The 15,941-nt window shown below is 74.8% G+C and carries 11 protein-coding genes; 3 read left to right on the top strand and 8 right to left on the bottom strand.

Going from position 1 to position 15,941, the window contains the following annotated elements:
- Window positions 1-36 precede the first annotated feature (36 nt).
- On the bottom strand, window positions 37-216 hold the full coding sequence (locus tag AQJ66_RS28260) for a hypothetical protein (RefSeq protein ID WP_061927727.1): 180 nt from the start codon (window positions 214-216) through the stop codon (window positions 37-39).
- A 75-nt stretch (window positions 217-291) separates the two neighbouring features.
- Window positions 292-1,797, bottom strand: a complete 1,506-nt coding sequence (locus tag AQJ66_RS28265; RefSeq protein WP_061927730.1) for an MFS transporter — start codon at window positions 1,795-1,797, stop codon at window positions 292-294.
- Between the two features lie 281 nt (window positions 1,798-2,078).
- Here AQJ66_RS28265 and AQJ66_RS28270 point away from each other — a divergent pair, with 281 nt between their 5' ends.
- Window positions 2,079-2,918: an SDR family NAD(P)-dependent oxidoreductase gene (locus AQJ66_RS28270; protein WP_061927731.1), complete on the top strand. Its 840-nt coding sequence runs from the start codon at window positions 2,079-2,081 to the stop codon at window positions 2,916-2,918.
- Window positions 2,919-2,970: 52 nt separating this feature from the next.
- On the top strand, window positions 2,971-3,747 hold the full coding sequence (locus AQJ66_RS28275) for a polysaccharide deacetylase family protein (RefSeq protein WP_061927733.1): 777 nt from the start codon (window positions 2,971-2,973) through the stop codon (window positions 3,745-3,747).
- 363 nt (window positions 3,748-4,110) lie between these two features.
- Here the strand turns inward: AQJ66_RS28275 and AQJ66_RS28280 are convergent, their stop codons facing one another.
- The 5 genes from AQJ66_RS28280 to AQJ66_RS28300 all read right to left on the bottom strand — a co-directional run bounded on the left by AQJ66_RS28280 (window position 4,111) and on the right by AQJ66_RS28300 (window position 11,500).
- Complete coding sequence (locus AQJ66_RS28280) at window positions 4,111-5,250, bottom strand: MGDG synthase family glycosyltransferase (protein ID WP_425264311.1); 1,140 nt, start codon at window positions 5,248-5,250, stop codon at window positions 4,111-4,113.
- Window positions 5,251-5,323: 73 nt separating this feature from the next.
- Complete coding sequence (locus AQJ66_RS28285; RefSeq protein WP_061927735.1) at window positions 5,324-8,149, bottom strand: NHLP bacteriocin export ABC transporter permease/ATPase subunit; 2,826 nt, start codon at window positions 8,147-8,149, stop codon at window positions 5,324-5,326.
- Window position 8,150: 1 nt separating this feature from the next.
- Window positions 8,151-10,268 carry an NHLP family bacteriocin export ABC transporter peptidase/permease/ATPase subunit gene (locus tag AQJ66_RS28290; RefSeq protein ID WP_425264313.1) on the bottom strand — a complete coding sequence of 706 codons (2,118 nt, stop codon included), beginning with the start codon at window positions 10,266-10,268 and terminating at the stop codon, window positions 8,151-8,153.
- Between the two features lie 104 nt (window positions 10,269-10,372).
- Window positions 10,373-11,179 (bottom strand): HlyD family efflux transporter periplasmic adaptor subunit, encoded by an 807-nt coding sequence (locus tag AQJ66_RS28295; RefSeq protein WP_061927739.1) that lies wholly within the window; start codon window positions 11,177-11,179, stop codon window positions 10,373-10,375.
- 105 nt (window positions 11,180-11,284) lie between these two features.
- Window positions 11,285-11,500, bottom strand: coding sequence for a hypothetical protein (locus AQJ66_RS28300; protein WP_061927741.1), 216 nt, complete (start codon window positions 11,498-11,500; stop codon window positions 11,285-11,287).
- A gap of 647 nt (window positions 11,501-12,147) precedes the next feature.
- Here AQJ66_RS28300 and AQJ66_RS28305 point away from each other — a divergent pair.
- On the top strand, window positions 12,148-13,530 hold the full coding sequence (locus AQJ66_RS28305) for a S1 family peptidase (RefSeq protein WP_167359192.1): 1,383 nt from the start codon (window positions 12,148-12,150) through the stop codon (window positions 13,528-13,530).
- Between the two features lie 180 nt (window positions 13,531-13,710).
- On the opposite strand, the gene AQJ66_RS28310 is transcribed toward AQJ66_RS28305, so the two are convergent.
- Window positions 13,711-15,846 (bottom strand): SpoIIE family protein phosphatase, encoded by a 2,136-nt coding sequence (locus AQJ66_RS28310; protein WP_425264312.1) that lies wholly within the window; start codon window positions 15,844-15,846, stop codon window positions 13,711-13,713.
- Window positions 15,847-15,941 lie beyond the last annotated feature (95 nt).

A 15,941-nucleotide genomic window follows, 5' to 3' on the forward strand; every position in this document is an offset into this window, starting at 1 on the left:
GACACCCGGCGGGCGCGCCCGGCCCCGCGCGGACGTTCACTCGCCGTGTGCCTGCTCCTGCGCCGCGACGCTGGGAGTGATGGTGTCCCCGGCCTCACCCTTCTCGTGCGCGGCCTTCTCGTGTGCGTCCTCGCCGCGCTTCTCCGCGTCCTCGGCCTCCCGGAACACCTCGCCCAGGGCGGTGTCGGGCCGTTCCTCGCGCTCCGCGCCGGTCATGACGTCTCCTTTCCGTCGTGGTCGGGACTACTGCGTGTTACCCGGCGGCGCGGTCCCAAGCGTCCCGCCGGGCGGTCACATGTGGACGACCGGAGCGGCCGCCGGGTCCTGCCGGGGCACCCCGCGCCGGTGCAGCAGGAACGCGAGGACCGCCCCCGCGGCGAAGAATCCGGCCGACCACCAGAAGGCGGTCGTGTAGCTCTCGATCGTCGCCTGGGCCCGCACCAGCCCGCTCGTGGCGTCGCGGCCCGCCAGGTAGGCGGTGGCGGCGCTCGCGGCCAGGGTGTTCAGCAGGGCCGTGCCGATCGAGCCGCCCACCTGCTGCATGGCGTTGACGGTCGCCGAGGCGACGCCGGCGTCCTCGGCCGCCACCCCCGAGGTGGCCAGCTGCATGGCGGGCGGCATGACCAGGCCGAGGCCCAGGCCGGTCACGACGAGCTGGGGCAGCACGTCGCCGGTGTAGTGGGAGCCGACGCCGATGCCGGTCAGCCAGGCCATGCCGGCCGTGGCGACCGCGAAGCCCAGCGGGATCACCGCCTTGGGGCCGATCCGCGGCAGCAGGACGGTGGTGCCGACCTGGGCGGCGACCATCAGCGCGCCGACCATCGGCAGGAACGCCACGCCCGTCCTCGTCGGGCTGAAGCCGAGGTTGAGCTGCAGGTAGTAGGTCAGGAAGAGGAACACGCCGAACATGCCCGCGCCGCTGATCAGCACCGCGAGGAACGCGGCGCCGCGGTCGCGGTCGAGCAGGATGCGCAGCGACAGCAGCGGGTGCGCGGCCCGGGTCTGCCACCAGGCGAAGGCCGCCAGCAGCAGCCCGCCCGCGATGAGGAAGCCCCAGGTCAGCGGCGAGCCCCAGTCGTGGGTCTCGGCGTTGGAGAAGCCGTACACCAGGGAGAACAGGCCCGACGCGACCAGGACGGTGCCCGGCACGTCCAGCTTGGCGCCCGCCGCGTCGCGGTGGCTGCCCAGGAGCGTCCAGCCGCCCGCGAAGGCGACGACCGCGATGGCCACGTTGACGTACAGGGTCCAGCGCCAGTCGAGCGCGTCGGTCAGCACCCCGCCGAGCAGCAGTCCGACGGCGCCGCCCGCACCGGCGATCGCGCCGTAGACGCTGAACGCGCGGGCCCGTTCCCGGGCGTCGGTGAACGTGGTGTTCAGCAGGGACAGCGCGGCGGGTGCGAGAAGCGCGCCGAAGGCGCCCTGCAGGGCGCGCGCGGTGACCAGCATGGTGAAGCCGTTCGCGGCACCGCCGAGCGCGGAGGCCGCGGCGAAGCCGACCACGCCGGTGAGGAAGGCGGGCTTGCGGCCGAACAGGTCGGCGATCCGGCCGCCGAGCAGCAGCAGGGAGGCGAAGGCCAGCGCGTAGGCGGTCACGACCCACTGCCGGTTGCCGTCGGAGAAGCCGAGGTCGGCCTGGGCGGACGGCAGGGCGATGTTCACGATGGTGGCGTCGAGGACCACCATCAGCTGGGCGACGGCGACGACCGCGAGGATCCACCACCGCTTGGCGGAGGCGCCGGCGGCGGCCTTCGCGGCGGCCCCCGTGCGGGAGCCGTCGGCCAGAGTCTTCTGGGACATGGGAACCATCCCGGGCAAGTCGTTCACGCTCGCCGACGCACAGCTGGACGCACAGCTCGTAAACGAAACGGTTTCGTACACGGTGAGGCTAGACGAGACTCAGCGAAACGGCAACGTTTCGTTTTTTCGGGGCGCGGGGGCGAGGGGGGAGTGCAGGGCCGCCGTGCGGCGGGCTCCCGGGTGCGTGGTGTTTCACGGTGTGGCCCCATGGATACTCCACGCACCCCCGGCGCCGGACGTTGTACGCGCCCGCGCCCACCGTCGCAGTGAGGTCGGTGACCATGTCCTCTTCCCTTCGTCCCGCGGGAGCGCCGAGCCGCGGCCTGCCGCTGTCGGCGGCCGTTCCTCAGGCGGGTGCCGGGGCCCGCGCCGTTCCGGGGCGTACGGCCCTCGTGACGGGAGCCTCCTCCGGCATCGGCGCGGCGGTGGCCCGCCGGCTGGCGGCCGAGGGGGGCTGGCGCCTGGCGCTCAGCGGGCGTGACGTCACCCGGCTGGAGCAGATGGCCGAGCAGTTGCCGGCCACGGCGTTCCCCGCCGACCTCGGCCGGCCCGGCGCCGGCCGGGAGCTGGCCGGCCACGTCCTGGACCACCTGGGCAGCCCGCGCCTGCTGGTGGCGGGCGCCGGCGTCGGCTGGGCCGGGGAGTTCACCGGGATGCCCCGCGCCCGCATCGACGAGGTCGTCGGCGTCGACCTGCTGGCCACCGTGCACCTCGTGCGCGACCTGCTGCCGCACATGGTCGCCGCCGGATCCGGACGCGTGGTGCTCATCGGTTCGCTCGCCGGCAGCGTGGGCGTGCGCGGCGAGGCCGTGTACTCCGCCGCGAAGGCCGCCCTGGGCGCCTTCGCCGACGCCCTGCGCTACGAGCTGCGCGGCACCGGTGTGGGCGTCAGCCTGGTGATCCCGGGCGTGGTCGACACGCCGTTCTTCGAGCGGCGCGGCGCCCCGTACCGGAGGGGCTGGCCCAGGCCCGTGCCGCCCGAACGCGTGGCCGACGCGGTGTGGAGCGCGGTGCGGTACGGCAAGGACGAGGTGTACGTCCCCGGCTGGCTGCGGCTGCCCGTCCGGGTGCACGGCACCGTGCCCGGACTGTACCGGCGGCTGGCCGCCCGCTTCGGGTGAGCGGGCGCGGGCGGGAACGCACCGGCGAAGGAGCGTAGGAGGCGAGTCATCGATGGCATCCCCGTCCGGGCGGCCGTGGCGGACCGCGGCGCTGCTGCTGCCGCTGACCGTCGCGGGCGCGCACATCGGGCCGGCGGCCACCTGGCTGCCGGCCGTGCGGCGCCTGCTGTTCCCCCGGCTCGCCGGCACCGGGCACCGCCGGCACGTCGCGCTGACCTTCGACGACGGGCCGGACCCGGCGTCGACCCCCCGCTTCCTCGACGCGCTGGACGAACTGGACGTGAGGGCGACGTTCTTCCTGCTCGGCTCGGAGGTCGTACGGCATCCCGCCCTGGTCCGCGAGCTGGTCGGGCGCGGGCACGAGCCGGCGGTGCACGGCTGGACCCACGACCGCCCGTGGTGGCCCGCCCCCGCCCGTGACGTCGCGGAGGTCCGGCGGGCCGTCCGCGCGGTCCACGACACCACCGGGCAGCGGCCCGTGTGGTACCGCCCGCCGTACGGCATCCTCACCTCGGGCCGCTGGCTGGCCGCCCGGCGGGCCGGGCTGCGGCCGGTGCTGTGGTCCGCGTGGGGGCAGGACTGGACGGCCGACGCCACCCCGGCCTCCGTACGCGCCCGGGTCGCGGCGGACCTGCGCGGCGGCGGCACCGTCCTGCTGCACGACACGGACCGGGTCGCGGCCCCCGGCTGCTGGCGCTCCGCACTCGCCGCCCTGCCCGGCATCGTCGACGGCTGCCGCGAGGCGGGCCTGACGGTCGGCCCCCTGCGCGAACACGGCCCGGGCCCGCTCCTGCCCGACGGACCACCGCCGGCCGGCCCCGGTTCCTGAGGGCCACCGCACAGACACGGGCGGGCGACCCGCCCGACGGGTCCGCGCTCCGGGGCTGCGGGGGAGTGGCACCTCGCACGCCGGTGTGCCGGATGGCCCCGGCACCGGGGTGAGGGGCGCCCCCGGGCGTGCGGTGCTCGGCCTCCACCAGGCCCATGCCGGCCGGATTCGCCTCGGCCTCGTCGATCGACTTCGCACCGAAGTCGCGGATGTCGAGCAGGTCGGCCGGGGTGCCGCCGACTGGCCTGGTGGCCGCCGGCGTGCCGTGGTCCCGCCGGCGAGTCCCGGCTCGGAGAGCCCGTACGCCGAGCGGCTCCCGCGCGTGAGCGCGCCGGGGCGGAGGCCGCCAGCGGCGGCCGGAGATCAGGACGGCCCTTCGGTCAGCCCCGCCACGCACGCCAACGCGTCGCCGCGGAACAGCGCGCGGCCGCGGGCCGCCCGGTCCGCCCGTTCGCCGCCCCCGTCCGGGAGCCGGGCGAGTGCGTCCAGCAGGGCCGGGCCGTCCGCTGCCAGCTCCGACAGCCCGAGGCCGGCCATCCGGCGCACCCCCTCCGCGCCGTGCCCGGGCAGCGGCCGGTGGCCCACGACGGGCAGCCCCGCGGCGAGGGCCTGGACCGCGGTCTGGCCGGCGGCGTTGTCCACGAGCGCGTACGAGGCGCCCATCAGGCCGGGCATGTCGTCGACCCAGCCCAGCACCACCGCGCCCGGCACCCGGGACATCCGCGCGAGGAGTCGTTCGTTGCGGCCGCACAGCAGCACCGGCAGGTACCCGGCACCGGACAGCAGCCCGGCCGTCTCCGCCGGGCGGGACGCCGCACCCCAGGCCCCCGCGGAGAGCAGGACCGGGAGGCGGCCGGGCGCGTCCGCGGCGAACCGCTCGCGCCACCGGGCCGCACCGGGGGCCGGCGCGAGGAAGCCGGGCGGGACGACCGGCCCGGTCGTCACGGCCGGGGTGGCCAGTGAGCGGCCCACCTCGCGCGCGGCCCCCTCCGTCAGGCACAGGTACCGGTCGTTGCCCGGGTGCAGCCACTGCCGGTGCACGGCGAAGTCGAGCAGGAACACCGAGCTCGGCACCCGCAGACGGCCGAGCGCCCGGAGGTGGCCGGTCAGCTGCGCGGCCAGGTGGAAGACGGACACCACCGCGTCGGGGTCCAGCCGGTCCACGAGGTCCGTCAGCCGGTCCCCGGCGAGCCCGGCCAGCGGGACACCGCTCGGCCGGGGTCCGGCGCCGCCGCGCATGAACGCGCCGTACAGCCCGGCGTACACCCACGGGAAGTGCCGCACCGACGCCTGGTAGAAGCGCCGCAGGCCCGTCCCCAGGCCGTACGGCAGCAGCTCCAGGACGTCCACCACGTGCGGCTCGACACCGTACGTCCCCGCGCGGCGGGCCAGCTCGGCGGCGACGGCGTCATGGCCGGCCCCCATGCCGGCGCTGAGGATCAGGGCCCGGCGGCGGCCGGCCGGGGCTTGCTCGTCGCGGGGCGTTCCGGCGGAAGGGGGCACGGACTCCGATTCTCCGCCGCCGAAGGACGTAAACGACGCAAGCCGGGACGCCGTGTCGCCGCGCGCCCGCCCGTTACGCCAGCTGCCTGCGCACCAGTTCGTGCAGCCGGCCGCCGGTGTCCGCGAGGAGCTGCGCGGGCGGGCCCTGCTGGATGACCTTGCCGTCCTCCATCACGATCACCCGGTCGGCGTCCAGGACCGTCGACAGCCGGTGCGCGATGACGACCCGGGTCGCGTTCAGCTTGCGGGTGCTCTCGATGACGACACGCTGGGTGTCGTTGTCCAGGGCGCTGGTCGCCTCGTCGAAGAAGAGGATGCGCGGACGGCGGATCAGCGCCTGGGCGATCATCAGGCGCTGGCGCTGACCGCCCGAGATCGCGCCGTTGCCGGCCACGATCGTGTGCAGGCCCATCGGCATCCGCCGGATGTCCTCCGCGAGCCCCGCCAGCTCGGCCGCCGCCATCGCCTCCTCCGGCGTGTACGGCTCGGTGCCGCAGATGACGTCCAGGATCGACCCGGTGAACGGCTGCGCGTGCTGCAGGACCACTCCGCACTGGCGGCGCACCGCCGACTGGTCGAGGGCCGCCAGGTCCTGGCCGTCGTACAGGACGCTGCCGGAGACCGGCTTGTCGAAGCCGATCAGCAGGCGCAGCAGCGTGGACTTGCCGCAGCCGCTCGGGCCCACGACCGCCACGAACTCGCCCGGCCGCACGGCGAACGACACGTCGTCCAGGACGAGCGGGCCGTCGTCGGCGTACCGGAAGGACAGCCGGCGGGCCTCCAGCGCGCCCGACAGCGGGCCCGGGCGGGTGCTGCCCGAGCGCACCTCGGGCGTGGCGTCCAGCACCGGCCTGATCTCCTCGAACAGCGGCAGCGCCGCCACCGCCGACACGAAGGCCCCGGTCAGCTGGGTGACCGAGGTCAGCACCATCGTCACCGAGGTGCTGAAGGTGAGGAACGCCGCCGCCGACATCGCGCCCTTCGCCGGGCCGGCCAGCAGCATGAACATCAGCAGGGTGCACACCGGCAGGTACACCGCGCCCAGCACCGAGGTCAGGTTCCTGACCCGGCCCACCTGCTGCTGGAGCTCCCGGCTGCGCGCGAACTGCCGGGCCCAGGCCGCGTACGCGTAGTTCTCCGCCGCCGCCACCCGCAGCTTCGGCAGGCCGCGCAGCGTCTGGAACGCCTGGTTGTTCAGCTTGTTGCCGAGCACCACCAGGCGCCGCTGCCCCCGCACCTGCCACAGCCCGAGCCCCAGGAACACCCCCGCGATCACGACGAGCATGCCGACCGCGGCCAGCGCCATCGGCACGCTGTACCAGAACAACAGGCCGAGGTTCATCGCGCCGACCGTGACCGACTGCGCGACCACCGGGCCGACGCCCGCCAGCAGCCGCCGGATCGCGCTGATGCCCATCGCCGCGCTGGCGAGCTCCCCGGTGGAGCGCTGGGTGAAGAACCGGGTCGGGAGCCTGAGCAGCCGGTCCCAGACGGCCGGCTGGAGCGCGGCCTCGATCCGGCCCTCCAGGCGCAGGATGGTCAGGTTCTCCAGCAGCGTGAACGCGGCCGACACCACGCCGGCGACCATCACCGCCAGGCACACCTGGACGATCAGGCCCTCCTCGGCCCGCGGCACGTACTCGCCAAGCACCTTGCCGGTCGCGATCGGCACCAGCGCGCCGATCACCACCGTCACCAGCCCGGCCAGCAACAGGTTGGCCAGGTCGCCGCGGGTGCCGCGCAGGCTGAACCGGAGCAGCCCGAACGGCCCGAGCCGCCGGTCGGGCAGCGGCCGGTAGAACATCACCGCACGCGGCTCGAACTCCTCCGCGTTCGCCTTCTCGATCGGCGTCTCGCGCCCGGTCCCCGGGTGCACGGCCACATAGCCGCCGCGCCGCCACAGCAGCGCCACCGGCGCCCCGGACAGCGCCCGGCGCCCGACCAGCGGGCCCACGTTCTCCCGCCACCAGCGGCCCTCCAGCCGCACCGCCCGGGTACGCACCCGCGAGGCCAGCGCCACCCGCTCGACCGGGTCGAGGCGCTCGCTCTCGGCGCCGCTCTGCGCGGGCTCCGCCAGCCTGATCCCGGCCGCCTCGGCGACCAGCCGGCAGGCCGCGTACCCGGCGTCGGCGTCGGCGGCCGTCGTACGGCGCGCCGAGCGCCTGCCGATCGATGCCAGCAGGGTCCGGTCGGCCTGGGCGCGCACCGCCTCACCGGCCTTGATGCCGGCCGCGGCGCGCGTCTCGTGGGTGCGCTCCAGCTGCTCGATCCAGCGGTCCAGCGCGGTCAGCAGCCGGTACTGCTGGTCGACCACGGACTGCCACAGCGCCGGGTCCATCAGCAGGTCGGCGGCGGCGTCCGCGCCGTACAGCGAGCCGTACTGCACGCTGCCCGGCGGCACCTGCATCCAGAACACGTCGTCGTCGGCGGGCGCGGCGGCCCGCTCCTCGGCCATCGGCGCCTGGAAGAGGACGGACAGCCCGCGGCCGACCCCCAGGGCGACGGCGTACTCCAGGGGACTGGTCGCCGGCGGCACGTACTGGGGGTTGCCGTACGCGTCGTACGACCAGGTCTCGGTGGGGGCCGGCTGGTACAGCTCGCGCAGGCCCACGCGGTGCACCACGCAGTCGCGCACCGGGCGCGCCACCAGCGTGTGCTGGGGCCCGGCGACCGGGCCGAGCAGCAGCCCGCCCGCCTCCAGCCGGCCGAGGTGGTGCCAGTGGCCCTGCTGGGCCGCGTCCACCGCGAACAGGTCCAGGGCTCCGGCCGCGACCAGCCACAGCACCTGCGGACCCTCCAGGTCCAGGCGGCCGGAGCCCGCGCAGTCGACCCGCGTGCCCAGCGAGCCGAGCGCCCCGAGCACCAGGTCGCCCTCCTGCCCGTCCTGAACGGCCGTCATCTCATCGCTCCCTGACCAGCGCGGCGTACGCGCCGCCGCGCGCCACCAGTTCCTCGTGGCGGCCGCGTTCGACGACCGTGCCGTGCTGGAGCACGACGATCTCGTCGCTGTCGCGGACCGTGCTCAGCCGGTGGGCGATCACCACGCAGGCGCAGCCGCGCCGGCGCAGGTTGTCCATCACGACCTGCTCGGTCTCCGCGTCCAGCGCGCTGGTCACCTCGTCCAGGACGAGGACGCTCGGCCTGCGCACCAGCGCCCGGGCGATCTCCAGCCGCTGGCGCTGACCGCCGGAGAAGTTGCGGCCGTCCTGCTCGACCCCGCTGTGGATGCCGCCGGGCCGGCGCGTCACCACGTCGTACAGGGCCGCGTCCTTCAGCGCCTCCACCACGGCCTCGTCCGGGATCGACGGGTCCCACAGGGCCACGTTGTCGCGGACCGAGCCCTCGAAGAGGAACACGTCCTGGTCCACGAAGGACACCGAGGAGGCGAGCGCGCCGCGCGGCACGTCCTCCAGGCGGCGCCCGTCGATGCGGATCACCCCGTCCCACGGCGTGTACAGGCCCGAGATCAGCCGGGACACCGTCGACTTGCCGCTGCCCGAGCCGCCGACCAGCGCGACCTGCTGCCCGGGGCCCACCGTCAGGTCGAAGCCGGTCAGCAGCGGCTGGTCCAGCGGGCTGTACCCGAAGGTGACGTTCTCCAGCTCGACGTGCCCGTGCAGCCGGCGCGTGGAGTCACCGGTGCCGGGGCGGGCGTAGAGCGGGTCGGTCCGGAAGTTCTCCACGTCCTTCAGCCGGGCCACGTCGGCCGCGAAGTCCTGGATGCGGCCCGCCACGCCGTTGAGCCGGGTCAGCGGGGCGGTGAAGCGGGTGACCAGCGCCTGGAAGGCGACCAGCAGACCGACCGTGATGTGCCCCTCGACCGCCCGCAGGCCGCCGATCCACAGGATCAGCGCGCTGTTCACCGTGGCGAGGGTCGGCGCGACCACCCCGAGCCAGGCGCTCGGCACGCCGAGCCGCTGCTGCTCCTCCAGGGTGGCGGCGTGCTGCCCGGCCCACTTGCGGAAGTAGCCGTCCTCCCCGCCGGTCGCCTTCATCGTCTCGATCAGCTGCAGGCCGGTGTACGCCGTGTTGGTGAGCCGCGCGGTGTCCGCGCGCAGCTTGGCCGTGCGGGTCGCGCGCAGCCGCACCACCAGCCGCATGGCGACGACGTTGAGCAGGGCCACGCCGATGCCGAGGAACGTCAGCTGCGGGTCGTAGGTGTAGAGCAGGACGGCGTACAGCACGACCACGACCGCGTCCACGCCGGCCGCCGCCAGGTCCCGGGCCAGGGTCTCGGCGACCTGGTCGTTGGACTGCAGCCGCTGCACCAGGTCGGCGGGGGAGCGCTGGGCGAAGAAGGTCACCGGCAGACGCAGCAGATGGCGCAGGAAGCGGGCGCTGGAGAGGGTGGAGGAGATGATCCGGCCGTGCAGCAGGTTGGCCTGCTGCAGCCAGGTCAGCACCAGGGTCAGCAGGACGCAGCCGGCCATGGCGGCGAACAGCACGCCGAGCAGCGAGGTCTGGCCCCCGATGAGGAAGGTGTCGATGTAGGTGCGGCTGAGCGCGGGCAGGGCCGCGCCGACCGCCACCAGCAGCAGGCTGGCCAGGACGGCGGCGGGCAGGGTGCCCGCGGTGCCGCGCAGCCGGGCCGGCAGCGCGCCGAGCACGCCCGGTTTCCGGCCGCCCCGGGTGAAGCCGTCGCCGGGCTCCAGGACCAGCACGACGCCGGTGAAGCCGCCGTCGAACTCCTCCATGGGGACGAACCGGCGGCCCTTGGCCGGGTCGTTGACGTACACGCCGCGGCGGCCGAAGCGGCGGCCCATGCCGTCGTAGACGACGTAGTGGTTGAACTCCCAGAAGAGGATGGCGGGTGCCCGCACCCCGGCGAGGGCCGCGAGGTCCATCTGCATGCCCTTGGCGGTCAGGCCGTAACCGCGGGCCGCCTTCAGCAGGTTGCTGGCGCGGGAGCCGTCGCGGGAGACGCCGCACGCGATGCGCAGCTCCTCCAGCGGGACGTGCCGGCCGTAGTGGCCGAGGACCATCGCGAGGGAGGCGGCGCCGCACTCGACGGCCTCCATCTGGAGCACGGTGGGCGTACGGACCGTGCCGGTACGGGACTTGGGGACCGGGCGCCGGGCGGGGGCGGCGCGCCGGCGGCCGCGGGTCTCCTGGGCGGTGGGGCTCACGGCAGCAGCCAATCGACGGGACGCCGGCCGGCCAGCCGGACCGAGGCGGAGGCGAGGGTCATGGAGTCCAGCCGGAACGGCGGACCGCCCGCGGTGGACCAGCGGTAGCCGCTGCGCGTCCGCGCCGACCGGTCGAGCTCGACCAGGACGGCCACCGGGCGGCCCGTGCGGGTGAGCTGCTCGCCGAGCTGGCTGTCGCCGAGGAACGCGGCGACCGACTGGGCGGACTGGGCGGTGCGGTCCACCGACTTCACCCGGCCGCGCAGCACGCCGTACTTCTGGGCGGGTACGGAGGACACGGTCAGGTCGACGGAGGCGTGCGCGGGGATGGCGGCGGCGTTCTCGGCGGGCACGTACACCGTCGCGTACAGCGGGTCGGAGGCGTGGGCGACCTTCTCCACCGCGGCGACGTCGGTACCGGTCTGCACGATCTGGCCGAGGGTGGCGGCGAGCGCGGTGACCCGGCCGGCGGCGACCGTGCGCACCACCGAAGTGCCCTGGGCGGTGCGCACCTTGAGGACGGGCGCGGCGGCCGGCAGCCGCTGGCCCTGCCGGGCGAGCACGGCCGTGACCTGCCCGGCCACGGGGCTCTGCAGCACGTAACTGCCCTGCCCGTGGGTGAGGACGGCGGGCGCGGCGACCGTGGAGGCGACCGAGCCGGTCACCGCCCAGACGGAGGCGGCCGCCATGACGAGGACGGTGACGCCCAGCGCGAGCCAGCCCTGGGGGCGGGCCAGCCGCACCGGGAGGTCGAGCTCCTCCGGCGACTGGAGCTTGGCGAGGGCCTGTTGGCGGAACTGCACGGAACTTCCCCCACCTGCCTGTGGGTCGGGCGCGTCGGGTTCAGGGCATCGATGAGTCCCGGAACCGGGGGAACGGCTCCGGGACTCAACGGTGAGGCGGTGCGATCAGAGACCGGCGACCAGGTTGGTGACCGGCTGGGTGTTCAGACCGGTGACACCCTCGACCGTGCCGATGGCCGTGTCGACCAGGCCGGAAACCGGGGCGACGCCGTTGACGGCACCGGTCACGGTGGAGAGGGCGTTCACGGAAAGACCGCCGGAGACGGCGTCCAGCTCGGCGTCCGAGATCTCGGCGGTCTCGACCTGGGGGGTGGAGTTCATGGTGGAACTTCCCTTCATATGGATATTCACAAGGGGGAGAGCGGCCCCCTCTGGGGGACAGACGGACGGCCGCGACCGCGGGCGCCGGGCACCCGTCTCCGGGACCCCGGGGCGAGCCCTGCGGTGCGATGGATCAAAGCACGCACGCGGGCCGGGCTTCCAATCAACCAGACCCCTCACCAGGCAACTTGGTCGAAGTGCCGACGCAACCGTGCAGGTGCGCGCACGGCATGTCGGCGACTCCTTCACATGGCGCACGGCATCGGCGCATCCGCGCCCTTGCCCGTCCCGGGCGAATTCCGGCACTCGGCGCCAAAGGCGTGCCGGGGGGCGCGCGGATGTGCAGATCCGCGGGCGGCGGTGCCCTGCTTGGGCATTCGATGTGCAGATTCCCTGAAGCAGGCATTCCGGTACGTGTTCGGAACCGACCGCTACCGAGCGGTCGCTGAACGTGTCGGTCGCGCGGCGATCCGCGGGCGTGCTCTGGCGCGAAGGTGCCGCACGGTGGCCGATTCCCTGTCGCGGGGCGGAAGTTGACAAGCGGAATTGAACGCACCGCTCGACCCGCCCGTACCTACAGCCATCCAGGCGCCCCCCGAACGACTGCCCGACAACGGCAGACCCCCGTACCCAGGAGGTCGAGAAGTTTGAGTCACAAGCGAATGCCCAAGCGCAAGGCCGCGATAGCGGTGGGCGGTGTCGCGGCGCTCGGAGCGGCGGCTCTCCTGCTGCCCAACGCCAACGCGTCCCAGGACAAGGACCAGGCCGCGGGCGCGGCCGGCACCGTGAAGACGCTGAAGGCGGCGGACGCCTCGAACCTGTCCGCGCACTTGCAGAAGGCCCTCGGTGACGCCCTCGCCGGGTCCTACTACGACGGTGCGAAGCAGCAACTGGTCGTCAACGTCGTCAGCGGCGACAAGAACGTGATCGTGCAGGCGAAGAAGGCGGGCGCCGCCGTGCGTCGGGTGGACAACACCACCGCCTCGCTCAAGGCCGCCGCGAGGACGCTGAAGACCAGGGCGACCATCCCGGGCACCGCCTGGGCCATCGACCCGCGCACCAACAAGGTCGCCGTCACCGCCGACTCCACCGTGACCGGCGCCAAGTGGGACAAGCTCCAGTCGACCGTGCGGAGCCTCGGCTCGGGCATGGCGACCCTGAAGAAGTCCGCCGGCGCCTTCAAGACCCTCGTCTCCGGCGGCGACGCCATCTTCTCCCAGGTGCAGGGCGGCGGCGTGCGCTGCTCCCTCGGCTTCAACGTCACCGCCTCCGACGGCACCCCCGCCTTCCTGACGGCCGGTCACTGCGGGGTCGCCGCCAAGGACTGGTCCGACTCCCAGAACGGGCAGCCCATCGCCACGGTCGACCAGGCCACCTTCCCGGGCAACGACTTCTCCCTCGTGAAGTACAACGACGCCACCACGCAGGCGCCCAGCGAGGTCAACGCCGGCAACGGCCAGACCGTGCAGATCACCCAGGCCGCGGACGCGACCGTCGGCGAGACCGTCTTCCGCATGGGCTCCACCACCGGGCTGCACAACGGCCAGGTGACCGGCCTCGACGCCACCGTCAACTTCCAGAGCGAGACGAACCCCGGCGGCGTCGACACGGTCAACGGCCTCATCCAGACCAACGTCTGCGCCGAGGCCGGCGACAGCGGCGGCTCCCTGTTCACCCAGGACGGCGGCGCGGTCGGCCTCACCTCCGGCGGCAGCGGCGACTGCACCAGCGGCGGCGAGACCTTCTTCCAGCCGGTCACCGCGGCCCTGCAGGCCACCGGCGCCACCCTCGGCAACGGCGGCAACGGCGGCAACGGGGCCGGCGGCCAGGCGGGTGCCGGCGACCAGAGCGGCACCGCGGCCCCCTCGGCCTCGCCCGGCGACAACGGCGCCGGGAACGGCGCGGGCGACCAGTCCGGCACCGCCGACCCGTCCGCCACGGCCGGCGACCAGAACGGTGCCGGGACCGGCACGGGTACGGGCGACCAGTCCGGCACGGGTGACGGCTCGTCCCTCAACGGCTCCAACTGACAGGTCCGGCACCGGCTCCGGGCTCCCTGGACCCCCGGGCCTGAGCCGCTCCGAGACTCCCTGACCGGCCCACCGCGGTTCCGGCCGGCAGGGACGGTCCGGTCCTCCGGCGGGAGGGCCGGACCACACCCGTTCCCGGTCGTGGCCCGGGATCCTCACGCACCGGCCCCGGCCCGAGGCTCAGTCGGCCCCATGGGCCCGCAGCAGCAGTACGGCCACGTCGTCCATTCGTCGCCGGGCCGCCGCGCTGTGCCGGACGAGTGCGTCGGCGAGGTGCTCCAGCGGCTGGTCGCCGGCCTCCGCCAGCAGGGCGCCGAGGTCGACGAGGGAGTCCTCGATGTCCACGCCGGGGGACTCCACCAGGCCGTCCGTGTACAGCGCGAGCACGGAACCGGGGGCCAGGGACACCTCGGTCGTCGGGTACGTGGCCGACGCGTCGATCCCCAGCAGCGGCCCGCCGGCCAGGTCCAGCACCCGCACCCGCCCGTCCGGGCGCCGGAGCAGGGGCGGCGGATGCCCGGCGCGCGCCATCACGGCCCGCCCCCGCACCGGGTCGAGCCGCAGGTACAGGCAGCTCGCGAACAGCTCCGCGCCGAGGTCGGCGAGCAGCCGGTTGGTGCTGCGCATGACCTCGTGGGGCTCCTGGCCCACCGTCGTGTACGCCCGCACTCCCGTGCGGATCTGCCCCATCAGCGCCGCCGCCGTCACGTTGTGCCCCTGCACGTCCCCGATCACCGCCGCCGCCAGCGGCCCGGTGGGGACCAGGTCGTAGAAGTCGCCGCCGATCTCCATCCCCTGCGTCGCCGGCAGGTAGCGGGCGGCCGCCTCGATACCGGGCAGCGGCGCCAGCGAGTGCGGCAGGAGCGACTCCTGCAGTCCCTGGGCCAGCCCGTGCTTGGCGTCGTACAGCTGGGCCCGTTCCAGGGCCTGCGCGATCAGCCCGCCGAGGCTGGTGAGCACCGCCCGCTCGTCGGCGGGGAAGACGTGCGGTTCGGCGTAGGCCAGCACACACGTGCCCACCGGCCGCCCCGACGCGATCAGCGGCAGATACGCCCAGGCCGCGAACGGCGTGTCCCAGTGCCGGTCGGGATACAGCCGCCACAGCTGCTCCCGCGAGTCGAAGAACGCCGGCACGCCGCTGACCAGGACGTGCGTGCCCGGGGTGCGCTCGGTCAGCGGCAGCCCGTCGAACCGCTCCACGACCCGGGGGTCCGGGTAGCCGCGGTGCCCCAGCACGTGCAGCCGGCCGCCCTGGGAACCGAGGACGACCAGCGCCTGACTGCCGACCGCCGGGGCGACCTCGTCGGCGACGAGCTGCACCACGTCCTGGACGCCCACCGCCTCCGTCAGTGCCCCGGCCAGGCTCAGCACCTGCGAGATGGTCACCAGCCGCGAGGGCCCGGAGCCCGGCTTTCGCGCCGGACCCGCCATCTCCGCCACCGGCCGGGCCCGGCTGATGCGCAGGCTCAGTCCCGTCGTGCTCGGATACAGACGGAACGACAGCCACTGGCCCGGCGGGCGCAGCGCCACGAACGACGTCACGTGCTGGCTGATCAGCGCGGCCCGGTAGCGGTCCTCGTACATCGGGTCGTTCAGCCACGGCACCGACACCCAGGGCAGGGTGCCCAGCAGCTCACCGGCGGGCCGGCCGAGCAGTTCGGCGGCCGCCGGGTTGGCGAAGGCGATCCGGCCGTGCAGGTCCAGCGAGACCAGGCCGTAGGGCAGGCGGGCCACCATCCGCGCCGCCTCCACCGACCCCAGCGTGCCCGCCACCCCGGAGACCGGTGCCGCCAGCAGGTCGGCCTCGCGGCCCAGCGGCCGGTTCTCCTCGGCGGCCCGCGCCAGCCGGTCGCAGCCGGCCCTCAGCCGTTCGCGCTCCCGGTCGGTCAGCTCCGGCGGATGCCCGCCCGGCCAGGTCACGAACACGGCGCCGTACACGGTGTCCGCCGTCGCCAGCGGCAGCGCGGCCAGCGCGAACGGGTACGGCAGCACCACCGCGATCCGCGGATAGCGGCGCGCCATCTCCTCCTCGCCGCTCACCCACACCAGACGCCGCTCCCGGACCGCGTCCGCGACGGGGATCGGCGCGCTGAGCCCGACCCGCTCCCACGGCGCGGCGAACGCCCGGGGCATGCCCGCCATCACCGCCATCTCCAGGACGGGCTCTTCGGGATGGAGGAGGTAGACCGCGCCGGAGTGCGCGTGCAGCTCCTCGAGCAGGGCTGCCAGCGCCGGCGACAGCAGTGGCCGGCGGCTGCGCGCCGTGGCGGGCGCCGGCGCCCGCCCGGCCTCCGGCCCGTCGGACACGCCGACCACCTCCTCGTACGGCCGCGCGTCGCTCCCCGGGATTCAAGGCTCTCTCGTGCGGACCCCCGGCGCACGGCGAGCGGGGACACCTCGTACCGCCCGTC

Source organism: Streptomyces bungoensis, assembly GCF_001514215.1.
Taxonomy (GTDB): Bacteria; Actinomycetota; Actinomycetes; order Streptomycetales; family Streptomycetaceae; genus Streptomyces; species Streptomyces bungoensis.